Source organism: Crossiella sp. CA-258035 (assembly GCF_030064675.1).
Lineage (GTDB): Bacteria > Actinomycetota > Actinomycetes > Mycobacteriales > Pseudonocardiaceae > Crossiella.
In genome coordinates this window covers 2,559,625-2,575,659 of the sequence record NZ_CP116413.1, presented here as the reverse complement: position 1 = coordinate 2,575,659, position 16,035 = coordinate 2,559,625, and the positions used below count along the sequence as shown (strand labels likewise).

The window sequence follows — 16,035 nt, the reverse complement described above, 5'->3', positions numbered from 1 at the left end:
CTTTGCGCGGGCTGGAGGCTATGGCGGTCGCCGCCGTGTTCGACCTCGGTCGGCCACTGGGGCCGCTGACACCCGTTGCCGGTGGTCACAGCCACCGGATGTGGCGGCTGGACACCGAACTGGGGTCCTATGCCGTCAAGGAGATGAACCGACTCGACGCGCCCGAGTGGCTGCCGTGGCTGCGCGCCGCGTGGCGGTTCGAGCGGGCCGCGTGGGCGGCCGGCGTGCGGATGCCGGAGCCGGTCATCGCGCCAGGTGGCGATGTGGTCACCGAGGTGCCGGTAGCGGACGGACCTGCGGCGACGGTGCGGGTGCACCGCTGGGTGGTGGCCGAGCCGACCTCCCAGCCGGTGCTGCCCGAGGTGGGCCGCTGGGCCGGGGAGACCATGGCCGAGCTGCACCGCCTGGCCATGCCGCCGCAGCCCCGCTGGGCCTTCCCCACCGGTTCCGGCGGACAGGCAGAACTGTGGCCGTTACTGGTGGAACAGGCCAAGGTGGCGCACGCGCCGTGGACCGAGGACCTGGCCGGGCTCAGCGCCACGGTCAAGGAGATCTACCGGCTGGTCACGGTGGAGGCGCCGCGCGGGCTGCCCGAGGTGATCGGGCACGCGGACCTGCGCGCGAAGAACATCCTGGTCGCCGCGGACGGACCGGTGCTGGTGGACTGGGACGTGGCCTGCGCCAGGGTGCCGCGCGAGGAGCTGGCGGGCTGCGCGCTGTCCCTGGCCGGGTGGAACCGGCCACAGGGGATGGTGGAGGCCACCGCGCGGGCGGTGATCGACGGCTACCGGCGCAACCACGGCGACTTCGACGAGCCGCTGACCGCGGTGGACGCGGCCGGGGACCTGGGCGTGGAGGTGGACTGGGTGGCCTCGGTGGCCAGGCGCGCACTGGGCGACGGCGCGCACGGCCCCGATGACGTGGCCCGATGCCGGGAGATCCTGCCCGGACTGATCGCCGCGCTGCCGAACAAGCTGGCCTCGGCCCAGCAGCTGGCCCGGCTGAGCACGCAAAGGCTCTGCTGGTAGCGCAAATTTGCTTCTTCGGGAGCAAATTTGTAGCGAGTTGCTGCATCTTGCTGCCGATGCGTGCGCGGATCGCGTTGCCGCACGTACCGTGCGTTGGGGAGGCGGGTGCGGAAGGGCGGGCACGTGCTGGAGTTCTGGACGGTGGTCGCTTCGGCGGCGGCCACAGTGGACGCTCGGCTGACCGAGCTGCGAGCACGACTCGCGGCCCGCGGCGCCGAGGAGCTGGCGGCGTTCCACCGGGAGCTGGTGGCGGCGCACCGGCGGGCCTACCGGTGGGAGCTGTGGGCCGCTTTCGACCTGGTCCGCGGTGGACTGTCCGATCAGGAGTTCACCGCGGCCCGCAACTGGCTGATCCTGCAGGGCCAGGCCGCCTTCGACCGCGCGGTCGCCGACCCGGAGACCCTGGCCGAGCTGTTCCCGGACGACCCGGATGACCTGTGCGCCGCGGCTGAGCTGAGCACGCTGGCGGTGGAGCTGCTGACCGAGCGCGGGGCGAACGGGCTGGCCGAGTCGCTGGAGTCGCCGGAGCTGTTCGAGGACCCGGCCGGTGACCAGGTGACCGGGGGCCTCGAACAGCTCCGGACCCACTTTCCGCGCATCGCCAAACGCTATGAGGGCAGCGCGATCTAGCCCGCCGGGAGCTAAGCCGAGCGCGATCTGCCCCGGGGCGGCCGGGGCGCGCCCACCGTCGGGGCGTCCAGATCCACCACCACCTCCCCCGTCGGCCGGGTCCGGGGCTCGGGCGGGGCCGGGGCCGGAATCCGGGGTTCGGAAGGCAGCTCGCCGGTGCGGCTCCGCGCATACCCGCGCAGCCCCTCCACCAGTCTGTCCACATCGGACTCCGGCCGGACCACCAGCCGGAGGAAGTCGCTGGTCATGCCGAGCTTGTTGCCGCACTCCCTGACGAACACCCCGTGCTTGGCCAGCAGGTAGTCCCGTAGCTCCGCGCCGTGCACCCCGCTGGGCAGCTTGACCAGCAGGAAGTTGGCCTGCGAGGAGAAGATGGTCAGCTCCGGAAACCGGCCGAGCGAAGCGGTCATCAGGAACCGGTCCCGCGCCAGCAACCGCAGGCTGTCCCGGTACTCCTCCTGGTGCTCGGCCAGCATGAAGATCACCGCCTCAGCCAGCGAGTTGAGGTTCCACATCGGCAGCGCGCCGCCGATCCGCTTGACCAGCGCGGGATTGGCCACCAGGTAACCGAACCGGATGCCGTGCAGCCCGAAGTTCTTGCCCAGGCTCTTCAGCACCACCACGTTGGGCCGGATCATCGCCTCCCTGGCCACCGAGGCGTCCTTCTCCACCTCCACGAAGTCGATGAACGACTCGTCCACCACCACCAGGTCCAGGTGCGCCAGCTCATCCAGGAACCGGACCACCTCCCGCCGGGGCAGGTAGCCGCCGTCCGGGTTGTTCGGGTTGCACAGCACCGCGACCCTGGACCCCCGGGCGGCGATGAAGCGGAGATAGGCGTCCACGTCCAAGGCAAATTTGTCCGCCTCGTGCAACAGGAACATGTCCACCCGCTTACCGGTCTCCAACGGCTGGTCGGTCCACCGCCCGAAGGTCGGAATCGGCACCGCGAGACTTTCCTCCACCAGCAACCGGTCGATCCAGGTGATCAGCTCGGTGGACCCGTTGGCCATGGCCATGGTCGCCGGGTTCAGCCCGATCACCCTGGACAGCTGAGCGGTGATCGTGGCGGCGTCACTGGGGTAGAACCGCAGGATCCGCTCCAGGTTGTCCGCCAGCTCGCCGAACATGCGGGGAGTCGGGAAGTACGGGTTGCACGGAATGCAGAAGTCGACCAGCTCGCGCCCGCCCATGCTCCGCTGCAACGCGAAGTACGACGGACTGTGCGCGCCCTGTCTCAACAGTCCCGTGTCCATGCCATGCCGCACACCAAGCTCCCTTCGCCGTCACGGATAACACGTGCGCGCGACGACCGGGGTTCACCACTCCACCCCAGCTGAACCACACCCGAGTGTTGGCCGTTCTCGTACGGAGTGTTGGCCGTTGCGGCACGGGCGAAGCCCGAGGCAAGCGAGGGGTTGGGCTCTACACACAAGAGGTCCTCTCGTCTTCTCCGTACGGCCTGGAGACTGCTGACCGCATCTCTCCACCCGGCCCCTGCAACCTGCCGCCGCCCTAGCCTCGCAACGTGACGGGGGCTGGGTGGAGAGATGTGGTTTGCTGTCGGAAGGTCGTGCGGAGAAGACGAGAGGGACTCGAACACGCTGGATCTCTCGTCGGCAGCCCAGACCCCGCCCCGCAACCTGCTCAACCGGGGTTTGACTTGTCCCACCCCTCCGGGGGTCTGCCCGTCCGGCGAGGACATTCTTTTCGCTTTTCGCTTTTAAGATCAAAAGAAAAAGAAGTGTCCTCGCCGGACGGGCAGACCATCAAAGCAGGGGGAGGATCAAAGGCGGCGAGATGAGTTGCAGACCAGTGCAAGTTTGTGTTGGCGCGCCGGATGAAGCGTGGGTGGTTCCGCGGGGTCTGGGTGGTTCTGCTTCGACGGCCTTCCAAAACCAAACCAGCCCTGTCAAGCGCCCCGGTCCCAGCGGTTTGTGGCGGTGGGCTGGAACGTGGGGCGCTTGACAGGGCTGGTGTGTTTTTTCCAGGCCGTCGAAGCAGAACCACCCAGACCGGCCGCTCCGTTTGCGAGCAAAAGCGAAGAGCCACAACCCTTTCGCTACGGGACCTTCGCGGCCAGTTTCTCTGCCAGGGCCTTGGCGATGGGGCAGGGGTCCAGGCCCGGGAACCGTCCATTGCGGACGTCCACTCCCCCGCCGCCCTTGGCGAACTTCATCGCGACCAGGCAGATCGGGTCCTTGAGGGAGCCGATGGTGTCCGGCACGACCGCCGCGGGCTTGCCGCCCAGCGTGGTTTTCTCGCCGCCGAACTTGGCTGGGTCGATGGTGGCGCCCCAGACCACGCTGACGCGGAAGTACGGGCTCTTGGTGACGGGGGCGGCTGGGGTGGTGGCGCCGGGGCTGGGGATGACGACGCTGATGGTTTCGTCGTTGTAGAACATGCAGCCGGTCTCGATGGCGTCGTCCTTCTTCAGCACCATCAGCTTCGGCGGGCGGGCCTTCGGGTCGCGCTGTGGCTCGGGGATGTCGTTCCAGCCCAGGACGGTGCACGGGTCGAAGGGGGCGCCTGCGGCCTGCCAGTCCTTGGGCGGATCTTGCAGGCCCAGGCGGATCGGCTGGCGTTTGACCTTGTCGCCGGAGGGTGGGGTGACGCCCGCGTCGGCGGCGCTGGGGCCGGTGGCGGGGGTGGGGGTGCCGGGGATGGACTGGGTGCAGGCGCTCAGCACGGCCAGGGCGGCGAGCAGGGGCAGGAGCTTCTTCATGACAGGGCCGCCTTGGTGACGAGTTTGGCCGCGGTCTCGGTCTGCTGGCAGTCGGGGCCGGTCACCCGGATCACCGGGACCTCCTCGTTGAGGCCAGGGATGGAGAGCTCCTCGGCCTGCACGTTGATCTGGCACTCGTCCTTCTTCTGCTGCACGCTGCCCGGCCTGCCCTCGACCTGGATCGGCTTGTACTGCCCCGGGGTGCGCTGGACCGCGGCCACCGGGTCGTCGGCGAGCAGGAAGCGGATGTCGAAGCCGCCGGGGCCGGTCTTGGTGCGCACCGGCAACCTGACCACGCACGAGTACGGGTTGGCCGCCTGGAGCTGGGGCTTCTCGCCGCCCTGTGGCAGCAGCTTGGCCAGTTCCTCGTGGGTGGCGCAGGGGTCCTTGGCCGCCAGGGCGATCGCCGGTTCGGTGGCCCCCTCGCTGCGCAGGGGCGGGTTCGACCAGATCGGCGCGAGGGTGGTCAGGTACTCCTTGCCGAGCTCGCAGGCCGGCTTCGGCGGCTGCTTGTTCTGCGTGCCGCCGTGGAAGGAGATGCGCAGGGTGATCGCGGACTGCTTGCTGGTCGGGTAGTACCAGCTGCACGCGCTCGCGTCCTTGGAGTCGCTGAGGAAGGTCTTGCCGCCGATCTCGGACTTCGGCTCGTCCTGCGGGAAGAACTGGGCGCCCACGAAGGTGGTCACCGAGAAGGTGCCCAGGTCAGGGAGCTTCACCCGGGCCACGCACTGGTCGAAGGTCTCCGGTTCCAGCAGCTCGAACTCGCCGCCGAAGACCTTCTTGACCGCTTCCGGATCGTGCAGGGCACAGGTGTCCCAGGTGCGGTACACCGTGTTCTCCGCCAGCCGCTGCCGCATGCTCTGGTCCATGGTGACCGGACCGGTCTGCGCGGGGGTGGTGGGTTTGGTCGCCGTTGGCGTGGGGCTGGGCCCGGTGCAACCGGAGACCAAGAGCCCCACCAGGATCAGGCCGATAACGCTGCGCACGGGGAGAAACTAGTCCACATCGGACAGCGCCGTGCGGTGAACCGCCCGGGTGGGCCGCCGTGGCAGCCCACCCGAGGTCCGGCTCAGGCGCGCAGCGTCGCGCCGTGGCGCTCAGTGGCGACCGCGATCGCCGCGTCGCGGGCCGCGGTGGCCTCCTCGACGGTCAGCGTGCGGTCCGCGGCGCGCAGGCGCAGCGAGAAGGCCAGCGAGCGCTTGCCCTCGCCGAGCTGCTCGCCGGTGTAGACGTCGAACAGGCGGACGTCCTCCAGCAGGTCGCCGCCGCCGTCGCGGACCGCGTCGGTGACCTTGGCCGCCGGCACCGACTCGTCCACCACCAGCGCCAGGTCCAGCAGGACCGGCGGGTAGGGCGAGATCACCGGGGCCGGGCGGGAGCTGACCACCGGCAGGGCGTCCAGGTCCAGCTCCAGCGCACAGGCGCGCTTGGGCAGGCCGAGGGCCTCCACGACCTTGGGGTGCAGCTCGCCGGCGTGGCCGACCGGGATGCCGCCCACGCGGAACTCGGCGCAGCGGCCGGGGTGCCACGGCGGCTGGCTGCCCGCCACGACCTCCAGCTCGACCCCGGCGGCGTGGCCGATGGCGCGCACGGCCTCCACCGCGTCCGCCCAGCTCGCCTCGCGGCCCTTGCCCCACCAGCCCGCGCGTTCGCGGGACCCGGTGAGCACCGCGGCCACGTGCACCGGCTGGTTCGGGATCGCCGCGTTCAGCCGGGCCAGGTCCTCATCGGACGGACGACCGGCGACGCCGACCTCCGGCATCGGGACCTGCTCGGCGCGCGGCAGCACCACCTGGCCGATGCCGTACACCGCGAGCTCCTTGACACCGCGGGAGATGTTGCGCTGCACCGCTTCCAGCACACCCGCCAGCAGCGTGGTGGCCAGCTCCGGCTTGTCCGCCTCCAGCGGGTTGAGCAGCTTGACCGTGCGGCGGCGCACATCGTCCTCGGCGAGACCGAGCGCGTCCCACATGGCGGGGCCGGTGAACGGGCTCGGGATGATCTCCACGAACCCGGCCGCGGCCAGCGCGCGGGAGACCGTGCGGCGGCGGCGCTGCGCCTGGGTCAGGCCGCGACCGGCGGGCACGGCGGGCAGCGTGGTGGGGATGGTGTGGTACCCCTCCAGCCGCAGCACCTCCTCCACCAGGTCGGCCTGCTGGTTGAGGTCGTTGCGCCAGGTCGGCGGGTAGGCCACCACCACGGCGGTGCCGTCGTCGGCCGAGCCGATCTCGATCCGGCAGCCGATCTGGGTGAGCCGGTGCGCGGTGACCCCGCGCGCGTAGTTCACCCCGGCCACCCGGTCCGGCAGCGCCAGCGGCATGGTGATCGGCTCGGGCAGCGCCGGGCTGCCCACGTCGGTGCGGCCGCGGTGGATCTGGGCGTCGCCGTAGCGGGCCAGCAGCTGGGCGGCGCGCTCGGCGGCCACCGCGGGCAGCGCCGGGTCCACGAACCGCTCGAACCGCTTGGACGCCTCACTCGGCAGCTTGTGCCTGCGCACGCCGCGGGCGATGGAGGCGGGCTCGAAGTTGGCCGCCTCGATCACCACGTCGGAGGTGCTGTCCCGCACCTCGGTGCTGGCCCCGCCCATCACCCCGGCCAGGCCGATCGGCCCGGACTCGTCGGTGATCAGCAGGTCGTCGGTGCTCAGCGTGCGCTCGACGTCGTCGAGGGTGGTGAGCTTCTCCCCCTCGTTGGCCCGCCGCACCGTGATGCCGCCCTTGAGCGCGGCGGCGTCGTAGGCGTGCAGCGGCTGGCCCATCTCCAGCATCACGTAGTTGGTGACGTCCACCGCGAGCGAGATCGGCCGGATGCCGCACAGCATCAGCGTGCGGCGCATCCACCACGGGGTCGGCGCGGTCGGGTCCAGGCCGGTGACCCGGCGGGCGACGAAGCGGCGGCAGCCGACGCGGTCCTCGATGTGCACCGGCCAGCACTCGCCATCTGCCTCCGGCGGCTCGTTGCCCGCCGGGTCGCCGTAGGGCACGTCGAAGGCGTTGGCGATCTCGCGGGCCAGGCCGCGCACAGACAGCGCGTAGCCGCGGTCCGGGGTGACCGCCAGCTCGATCACCGCGTCGTGCAAGCCGAGCACGGTGACCGCGTCGTCGCCGGGGCTGGCCGAACCGGGCGGCAGCACCAGGATGCCCGCGTGGTCCTCGCCGATGCCCAGTTCCTTGACCGAGCAGATCATGCCGTTGCTGACCCGGCCGTAGGTCTTGCGCGCGGCGATCTTGAAGTCGCCGGGCAGCACCGCGCCGGGCAGCGCGACCACCACGAGGTCGCCCTCGCGGAAGTTGCTGGCCCCGCAGACGATGCCGGTCGGCTCGCTCAGCGCGGCGGCCACCGCGGCCTGCTCGGCCGCTTCCTCGGCCACCTCGGCCGGGGCTTCCTCGGCCGCGGCGGTGGCGGCCGCGCCGACCACGCCGGGGCCGGTGATCTCGACCTTGCAGTAGCGGATCGGCTTCTTGAACTCGGTCAGTTCCTCGATCTCGGCCACGCGGCCGATGACCAGCGGTCCGGTCACGGTGGCGAGGGGGTGGACGTCCTCCACCTCCAGCCCGACCCGGACGAACGCGTCGGCCAGCTGCTGCGGCGTGGTCCCCTCTGGCAGTTCGAGGTGCTGGGACAGCCAGGACACCGGGATGCGCACGGGCTCAGGACTCCGTTCCGAAGGGCAGGGTGAAGCGGACATCGCCGTCGGCCATGTCCCGCAGGTCGGCGATGCCGTTGCGGAACTGGAGCGTGCGCTCGAGGCCCATGCCGAAGGCGAAGCCGGAGTAGACGTCGGGGTCGATGCCGGCCGCGCGCAGCACGTTCGGGTTGACCATGCCGCAGCCGCCCCACTCGACCCAGCCGGGCCCGCCCTTCTTCTGCGGGAACCAGACGTCGACCTCGGCGCCGGGCTCGACGAACGGGAAGTAGGAGGGCCGCAGCCGGACCGTGGACTCCTCGCCGATGATGGCGCGGGCGAAGGCGTCCAGGGTGCCCTTGAGGTGGCCCATGGTGATGCCCTTGTCCACCACCAGGCCCTCGACCTGGTGGAAGGCGGCCAGGTGGGTCGCGTCCGGCTCGTCGGTGCGGTACACCCGGCCGGGGCTGATCACGTACACCGGCAGCTCGCGGTCGAGCAGCGTGCGCAGCTGCACCGGGGAGGTGTGCGTGCGCAGCACCAGCCCGGAGTCGGCTGGCCCGACGTAGAAGGTGTCCTGCATGGTGCGGGCCGGGTGGTCCTTGAGGAAGTTCAGCGCGTCGAAGTTGAACCACTCGGACTCGACCTCGGGGCCCTCGGCGAGCTCGTAGCCCATGGCCACGAACACGTCGGCCACGTACTCGGCCAGCGTGGTGATCGGGTGCCGGGCGCCGGGCGCGATCCGGTCCCAGGGCAGCGTGACGTCGACGGTCTCCTCGCGCAGCACCCGCTCGTCGCGCTCGCGCAGCAGCTGCTCGCGGCGCTCGTCGAAGGCGGTCTGGATGGCGGTGCGGGCCTCGTTGACCCGCTTGCCGGCCTCGGCCTTGGCGGCGGGGGGCAGCGCGCCGATCTCGCGGCGCGCGGTCAGCAACGGGGAGCGCTCACCTAGGTGCGCAGGCTTCGCCGCCGCCAGTGCCTCCAGGTCGCCGGCCTCGGCAAAAGCCTTCTCGGCCTGCACGACGGCAGCGGCGAGGGTCTCCGGCGCGAGGGCGGCGACCCCCTTCGGGTCATAGGGGTCGTTGGCTGCGGACATGGGTGAAGAACAGCTCCTAGAGTCTGTACTGGTTAGCAGGGCGATCCTAGGCGATGGCCGGATACGGGGCGCACTCATATCGCGCAACGCGTAACATCCGAGGGCCTTGACGCGCTGATTCGAGTGCGAGAGCCAGACCCTCTCGCTCCAGCCGACTCCCCCTGAGGGCCATCTTGACGCACACCTTCGGTGTCGACCTGCGCGGCGTCATCGACCTGCTGAGCCACCACCTCTACCGCAGCCCGCGCGTCTACCTGCGGGAACTGTTGCAGAACTCGGTGGACGCGACCACCGCCCGCGCCGAGCTCGGGCACTCCTTCACCCCGTCGGTGCACGTCGAGCCCGCGGTTGACGGCGGCGTGCTCCGGATCACCGACAACGGCATCGGGCTGACCGCCGAGGAGGTGCACAGCCTGCTGGCCACCCTCGGCCGCACCTCCAAGCGCGATGAGCTGGGCTTTGTCCGCACCGGGCTGCTCGGCCAGTTCGGCGTGGGGCTTTTGTCCTGTTTCATGGTGGCCCGGCGGATCCGGGTGGTCTCCCGCTCGGCCCGCGGCGGCGAGCAGGTGGTGTGGACGGCCGAGGCCAGCGGGGACTACCGGGTGGAGACGGTGGCCGAGCCGACCATCGGCATCGGCACCGTGCTGGAGCTGGCGCCCGCGCCGGATGCCGCGCACTGGCTGGACGGGGACCTGGTCCGGGCGCTGGCCAGGGAGTTCGGCGAGCTGCTGCCGGTGCCGGTGACCGTGGCCGGGGCGCCCGGCGACGGCCGGATCAGCCGGCCGGAGCTGCCCTGGGTGCCGATGCCGGGCGAGACCGCGACCGAGCACCGGGAGCGGCTGCTGGACTACTGCGGACAAACCCTGGGATTCACCCCGTTCGACGTACTGCCGCTGGACGTGCCCGCCGCCGGGCTCACCGGCGCGGCCTTCGTGCTGCCCGCGGGCACCCATCCGGGCGTACGGCAGGCCCATCGGGTGTACCTGCGGCGGATGCTGGTCGGCGACGGGGTGGAGGGGCTGCTGCCGGAGTGGGCCTACTTCGTGCGCTGCGTGGTCAACACCACCGCGCTGCGGCCCACCGCCAGCCGGGAGGCGCTCTACGAGGACGAGACGCTGCTGGCGGTGCGGGAGGCGCTGGGCAGGCAGCTGCGGGACTGGGTGATCCGGCTGGGCGCCACCGAGCCCGCGCGGGCCGGCGCGCTGCTCTCCGCGCACCAGCTGGGCATCAAGGCCATGGCGCTCACCGACGACGACCTGCTTCGCTTGGTGGAGCGCTGGTTGCCGTTCGAGACCACCGAGGGGGTGGTGAGCCTGCGCCAGTTCCGCCGCAAGTACGGCACCGTGCTGTTCACCCCGGACGTGGACGAGTTCCGCCAGCTCGCCGCGGTGGCCGAGGCGCAGGGGCTGGGCCTGGTCAACGCGGGCTACGCCTACGACACCGACCTGATGCGCCGCCTGGTGCAGACCGAGGGCAGCGCCGCGGCCCGCCGGGTGCTGCCCAGCGAGCTGCTGGCCAGCCTGGGCGCGCCCGACCCCGAGGTCGAGCAGGAGCTGCTGGCCGCGGTGGAGCGCGCGGACGCGGTGCTGGCCAGGCACGACTGCGAGCCGGTGCTCTGCGACTTCGACCCGATCTCGCTGCCCGCGCTGCTGATCACCGACCCGGAGCTGAGCCGGGAGGCCGACACCGAGCAGCTGCGCGCCGAGGCCGATCCGCTGTGGGCCGACCTGCTGGGGCAGCTCTCCGGCGCGGCCTCCGGCGCCACCCACCGGCTGGTGCTCAACTGCCGCAACCCGCTGGTGCGGCGGATCGGCACGGTGGGCCCCGACCTGGCCAGGCTGGCGATCGAGTCGTTGTACGTGCACGCGCTGCTCCAGTCGCGGCGGCCGTTGCGGCCCAAGGACACCGCGGCGCTGAACCGGTCCTTCCTGGACCTGCTGGACCGAGCGGTGCACAGCGACAACTGAGGGGACTGGGGTGACCGAGGAGCAGGCGCCGGCGCGGATGCTGGCCACGGCCGAGCACATGCCGGCCGGGCTGCCGCGCTACGAGGCCCTGGAGCGGGCCGCGCGCGGGGCGGACGCGGCCAGGGATGTCCGGCTGGGGCTGCGGGTGCGGCTGGCCATGATCCGGCTCTGCCACGAGCTGCGCCGCTCCGACCTGATGCTGGCCCCCTTCGCCTGGGCGGTGGCCGCCGAGCGCCGCGATCCGGCCGCCTTCGACCCGGCCGCGCTGCACCAGCTGCGCTGGATGCACAAGTGGGTGGTCAACGGGCTGATCTCCGATCCCCGGTTCAGCCTGGACCAGGTGGAGGCGGCGCTGGCCGAGCTGGCCGCGCGGTTCCAGCGGGAGGGCGCCTCACCGCAACCGGTGCTGGGCTTGCGGATCCGCCTGGCCGGGCAGCGCGGGGACGCCACCGCGGAGGAGCTTTTCCCGGCCTGGCTGGGCAGCGCGGGCGACCAGCTCAGCGACTGCGCGGCCTGCGTGGTCGGCGCGCAGGTGGAGTTCCTGGTCGCGCACGGGCGGCACGCCGAGGCGGTGGCGCACGCCGATCCGGTGCTGCGTCAGGAAAGCGCCTGCTCGATGCAGCCGGCCGGGGTGCTCAGCAGCCTGCTCGGCGCGTTCCTGCGCGGCGGCGAACCGGCCCGCGCCCGGCAGGCGCACCTGATGGCCTACCGGCGGTTGCGCGAGCGGCCGGGCGATGGCGCGGCGCTGGCCGCGAACCTGGAGTTCCTGGCCGTCACCGGCAACGCCGAACGCGGGGTGGAGCTGCTGGAGCGGCACGCCGAACTGCTCACCGAACTGCCGAACCCGTTGGCGCGCCTGGTTTTCCTAGGCGCGGTCGCGCTGGTGCTGGGCCGGGTGGACCCGGACCGCGTGGTGTGCGCGGGGCCGCGCCGGGTGGCCGCGGGGGTGCTGCGCGCCGAGCTGGTCGCCGAGGCGGGCGGGCTGGCCGAGGCATTCGACCGGCGCAACGGCGCGGTGTGGCTGATGCGCAGGCTGGCGGAGTTCCTGGAACAGCCGGACGGGCCGAGGGTGACCCTGGCGCTGCCCCCGCCCGAGGTGGCCGAACCCGTTGTGCCACCGGAGGATCCGCGCACGGTGGCGGCGGCCGCGGTGGACGCCTTCGACGCGGGCGACTTCGTCAGCGGGCACCGGCTGCTGGCCTGCCTGCCCCAGGAGGTCGACCTGCCCCCGGTGCTGGCGCTGCGGGTGCGCGCGCGGCGGGTGTTCGAGACCAGGCCGCAGCCGCCGGAGGCGCGCACCGTGCTGGCCGGGGCGGTGGAGGCATTCGCCGCGCTCGGCGAGCACGAGCTGGCGGTGCGGCACCGGTGCGGGCTGGCCGTGCTGGAGCTGCGCGCGCACGCCGACCACCGGGCAGGCGCGGTGGCCGAGCAGGCGGTGCGGGACGCGGTGCTGCTGGGCGATCCGGAGCTGGAGGTCGGGGCCAGGCTGGTGCTGGCCGAGGTGTGCCAGGAACGCGGCCTCGGCGAACCGGCCGCCGCGCAGCTGGAGGCCGCGCGGGACCTGGTGCTGCTGCGCGCCCGGCGGCTGGCCACCCGGCTCGCGGTGCGCGAGGCCGAGCAGTTCGTGCTCACCGGGGACCTGACCGCCGCGCTGGCCGCGCTGACCACCGCGCTCACCGTGGACAGCTCGCAGGCCGACCGGTTCAGTGCGCTGGTGGCCCGCGCCCGGCTGTGCAAGGACCTGGGCGAGCCGGCCGAGACCGTGCACGCCTACGACGAGCTGGCCGCCTTCGCCACCGCCGCGGACGGCCCGTGGACCGCGGAGGCACTGCTGGAGCGGGCCGCGGTGCTGGTCGAGCTGGACCTGGAGGTGGAGCGGCTGCCCGACCTGGTGAACGCGGTCGCCGCCTGCCGCAGGCACCTGGGCGCCACCGCCACCGCGCAGGCCTGCTTCCTGCTCAGCGGCGCCTACCTGGAGCTGGACCGGTACGTGGAGGCCGCGGAGACCCTGGAGGAGGCGCTGCGGCTGGTGGAGGGCCGGGACCAGCGCAGCACCGAACTGCCGGTGCGGCACCGCCTGGGCGCGGTCTGCGGGGTGCTCGGCGAGCACGAGGCGGCCGAGGAGCACCTGCTGGCCGCGCTGGAGCTGGTGCCGCCGGAGAACCGCCTGCACCGCGCCCAGGTGCTGGCCAACCTGGCCGCCGCCTACACCAACCTGGACCGGGTGGAGCCCACCCGCGCCGCCTACTGGGAGTCCGCGGAGATCCTGTGCACCGCCGAGCGCCCGGACCAGGCGGCCCGGATGTTGTTGCGGCTGGCCAACTCCGTGGGCGCACAGGACCAGGAGGCCGCGCTCGCCGCATTGAGCAGGGCGGCGGAGCTGGCCGCCGAGGACGACGAGGAGCTGCACGCCGAGCTCATCGCCGGCCGGGCCTTCGTGCTGGCCCTGCACGGCCGCTACGCCGAGTCGCTGGCCGACAACGCCGAGGCGGAACGGCTGGCGGTGTGCCTCGGCGACGTGCTGTGGCAGGTGTACCTGGTGAACCGCTCGGCCCAGATCCACCTGCTGCAAGGAGATCCGCGGCGCAGCGAGAGCGAGGCCCGCCGCGCCGCCGCGCTGTTACCCGAGGACGCCCCGCACGCCGATGTGGCCGGGGTGCTCAAGGCGCTCAGCGACGCCCTCACCGAGCAGCACCGCACGGTGGAACGCGATCCCCTGGCGCAGCAGCTGCTGGCCCGTCTCTGAGTCAGTTCGGCGTCGTGGGCACCAGGCAGGGGTTGAACAGCTCGCGGACGTAGATGCGGGCGCCGGAGCGCAGGTGGATGAGGTAGTCCTTGCCCACACAACGTTCCAGCCCCGACCGGGGTGGCCAGTGCGCGGTGAACCGGCCCAGCGCCTCCCGGCCCGCGCTGAGCCGGTTGCCGGTGAGGTGGCGGCCCAGCGGACGCTGGCCGGGCGGGAGCAGGGCGTCGGCCTCCTGACGCGGCAGCAGCACCAGGTTGATGCTGACCACCTGGTTGGCAGGGGTGACCAGGCGGCTGTGCCGGTGCACATATCCGCCACCGCGCGCGGTGCGCAGTTTTTCGCGTAGTGGCACCGGAACCGAGTTCGCGGTGTGCGTCTCCTGCCGGTCGATCACCGCGGTCAGCGGCGCGCTCAGCAGGGCTTCCAGCAGGGCCGTGGTCGAGCCGTCGGCGGCGAGCAACATCCTGGTGGTGGCGGGCAGGTCGGACAGGTCGCCGAGTGGCACCGGCATCGGAGCAGCCTCCAGTCGGGGCAGGGTTTCCCGTTTCATACTCCCGAAAACCCCGGCCGCGAACAGCGTCCCGGTGGGCAGAACTGCCGGTGGCAGGTCAGCCGCGGCGCTGGGCGCGCGCGCTGGCGTAGAGGCAGACCGCGGCGGCGGTGGCCAGGTTCAGGCTCTCCGCGGCGCCGTGGATGGGCACCTTGAGCGCGATGTCGGCCGCTGCCAACACATCCTGGGGCACGCCGTGCGCCTCGCTGCCGAACAGCCAGGCCGTCGGCACGGCCAGCTCGCCCCGATCATCGGCGGTGTCCAGGTCGGCCTCGGTGTTGCCGTCGGCGGCGACCAGGCGCAGATCCGCCTCCGCGCATGCCTGGAGAACCGAGGCGGTGTCCCGGGACCGGGCGATCGGCAGGTGGAAGACACTGCCGGTGGAGGCGCGCACGCACTTGCCGTTGTGCACGTCCACGGTGTCACCTGCGAAGATCACCGCGTCCGCGCCTGCCGCGTCGGCGACCCGGACCACGGTGCCCGCGTTGCCGGGGTCGGCGATGCCGACGAGCACGGCGACCAGCCGGGGACTGCCGTGCAGCGCCTCGGCCATGGTGACCTCGACCCGGTCGCAGACGGCGATGACGCCCTGCGGGGTGACCGTCTCGGACAGCCCTTCGGCAGCCCGTTCGGTGATCTCGCTGATCCGGATCCCGGCCGCGTCCGCGGCGTGCAGCAGGTCGGCGTTGCGCCCGGCGGCGACCTCGGTGACGAACAGCTCGTGCACCTGGCCGCGGCCTGCACCTGCCCAGCCCAGCGCTTCCCGGACCGCCTGCGCGCCCTCGGCGAGGAAGCGGCCCGCGCGGTCCCGGCCCTGGCGGCGGGTCAGCTGGCGAGCAGCAGCGACCCGGGGCGTCCGTTCGGTCAGGACGGCCCCGGGTCGGCTGGTGCTGTTCGCCTGGTGGCGGGTCAGGAGGCCGCCGCGTTCCGGTCGGCGGGCAGGGCCTCGCGCGCGACCTCGACGAGGGCCGCGAAGGCCGCCGAGTCGCTGACGGCCAGCTCGGCCAGGATCTTGCGGTCCACCTCGACGCCGGCCAGGTTCAGGCCCTGGATGAAGCGGTTGTAGGTGATCCCGTTCGCGCGAGCGGCCGCGTTGATACGCGTGATCCACAGCTTGCGGAAGTCACCCTTGCGGGCACGGCGGTCCCGGTAGGCGTAGTTGAGCGAGTGGAGCACCTGCTCCTTCGCCTTGCGGTACATCCGCGAGCGCTGACCGCGGTAGCCGCTGGCCTGCTCCAGAATCGTACGGCGCTTCTTCTGGGCGTTCACTGCCCGCTTGACGCGTGCCACGGGTACATCCTGTCAATCAAGTGGGACCGGAGTGGGGCGGTCCCAGGTGGAAAAGTCGGTCTGGGGTGGCCGTCAGAGGCCGAGCAGGCGCTTGAGGCGGGGAGCGTCGTTCTTCGAGACGACCTCGGTGCCCTCAAGACGGCGGGTCAGCTGGGAGCTCTTGCGCTCCAGCTTGTGACGGCGCCCCGTCTTCTCCCGCATCAGCTTGCCGCTGCCGGTCACCCGGATGCGCTTCGAGGTGCCTTTGTGGGTCTTCTGCTTGGGCATGTCCGTCCTCGTTCGTTTGCTGGCGCCGCCACAGGGGCAGCACGGGGCCAGCCGGTTCCCGCCGGGGGAACCGGCCCGCAACGCGGGCGAGGGTGCCCGCGTTGCTCGCAGAAC

General features: G+C 72.2%; 13 protein-coding genes. 4 read left to right on the top strand and 9 right to left on the bottom strand.

Annotation, left to right across the window (positions count from 1 at the left end; genetic code table 11):
• Positions 1-20: 20 nt before the first annotated feature.
• Positions 21-1,028, top strand: coding sequence for a phosphotransferase (locus N8J89_RS11925; RefSeq protein WP_252485866.1), 1,008 nt, complete (start codon positions 21-23; stop codon positions 1,026-1,028).
• Positions 1,029-1,133: 105 nt separating this feature from the next.
• Entirely contained in the window at positions 1,134-1,658 is a 525-nt protein-coding gene (locus N8J89_RS11920; RefSeq protein WP_283664396.1) for a DUF4240 domain-containing protein, read from the top strand.
• An 11-nt stretch (positions 1,659-1,669) separates the two neighbouring features.
• On the opposite strand, the gene N8J89_RS11915 is transcribed toward N8J89_RS11920, so the two are convergent.
• The 5 genes from N8J89_RS11915 to pheS all read right to left on the bottom strand — a co-directional run bounded on the left by N8J89_RS11915 (position 1,670) and on the right by pheS (position 9,101).
• Entirely contained in the window at positions 1,670-2,914 is a 1,245-nt protein-coding gene (locus tag N8J89_RS11915) for a pyridoxal phosphate-dependent aminotransferase (RefSeq protein WP_283664395.1), read from the bottom strand.
• An 806-nt stretch (positions 2,915-3,720) separates the two neighbouring features.
• On the bottom strand, positions 3,721-4,383 hold the full coding sequence (locus tag N8J89_RS11910) for a DUF3558 family protein (RefSeq protein ID WP_283664394.1): 663 nt from the start codon (positions 4,381-4,383) through the stop codon (positions 3,721-3,723).
• Positions 4,380-5,369 (bottom strand): hypothetical protein, encoded by a 990-nt coding sequence (locus N8J89_RS11905; protein WP_283664393.1) that lies wholly within the window; start codon positions 5,367-5,369, stop codon positions 4,380-4,382. The genes N8J89_RS11910 and N8J89_RS11905 overlap by 4 nt, the downstream gene beginning before the upstream one ends.
• 83 nt (positions 5,370-5,452) lie before the next feature.
• Positions 5,453-8,029, bottom strand: a complete 2,577-nt coding sequence (pheT, locus tag N8J89_RS11900; protein WP_283664392.1) for a phenylalanine--tRNA ligase subunit beta — start codon at positions 8,027-8,029, stop codon at positions 5,453-5,455.
• Positions 8,030-8,033: 4 nt separating this feature from the next.
• Positions 8,034-9,101, bottom strand: a complete 1,068-nt coding sequence (gene pheS, locus N8J89_RS11895; protein ID WP_283664391.1) for a phenylalanine--tRNA ligase subunit alpha — start codon at positions 9,099-9,101, stop codon at positions 8,034-8,036.
• A gap of 173 nt (positions 9,102-9,274) precedes the next feature.
• Between pheS and N8J89_RS11890 the strand changes: the two genes are divergently transcribed.
• Positions 9,275-11,068: an HSP90 family protein gene (locus N8J89_RS11890; RefSeq protein ID WP_283664390.1), complete on the top strand. Its 1,794-nt coding sequence runs from the start codon at positions 9,275-9,277 to the stop codon at positions 11,066-11,068.
• A 10-nt stretch (positions 11,069-11,078) separates the two neighbouring features.
• Positions 11,079-13,814 (top strand): hypothetical protein, encoded by a 2,736-nt coding sequence (locus tag N8J89_RS11885; RefSeq protein ID WP_283664389.1) that lies wholly within the window; start codon positions 11,079-11,081, stop codon positions 13,812-13,814.
• 1 nt (position 13,815) lies between these two features.
• Here N8J89_RS11885 and N8J89_RS11880 read toward each other — a convergent pair whose 3' ends face one another.
• The 4 genes from N8J89_RS11880 to rpmI all read right to left on the bottom strand — a co-directional run bounded on the left by N8J89_RS11880 (position 13,816) and on the right by rpmI (position 15,921).
• Complete coding sequence (locus N8J89_RS11880; RefSeq protein WP_283664388.1) at positions 13,816-14,325, bottom strand: hypothetical protein; 510 nt, start codon at positions 14,323-14,325, stop codon at positions 13,816-13,818.
• Positions 14,326-14,422: 97 nt separating this feature from the next.
• Positions 14,423-15,277 (bottom strand): TrmH family RNA methyltransferase, encoded by an 855-nt coding sequence (locus tag N8J89_RS11875; RefSeq protein WP_283666145.1) that lies wholly within the window; start codon positions 15,275-15,277, stop codon positions 14,423-14,425.
• Positions 15,274-15,654: a 50S ribosomal protein L20 gene (rplT, locus tag N8J89_RS11870; protein ID WP_252485876.1), complete on the bottom strand. Its 381-nt coding sequence runs from the start codon at positions 15,652-15,654 to the stop codon at positions 15,274-15,276. The genes N8J89_RS11875 and rplT overlap by 4 nt, the downstream gene beginning before the upstream one ends.
• A gap of 72 nt (positions 15,655-15,726) precedes the next feature.
• Complete coding sequence (rpmI, locus tag N8J89_RS11865; RefSeq protein ID WP_252485877.1) at positions 15,727-15,921, bottom strand: 50S ribosomal protein L35; 195 nt, start codon at positions 15,919-15,921, stop codon at positions 15,727-15,729.
• Positions 15,922-16,035: the final 114 nt, after the last annotated feature.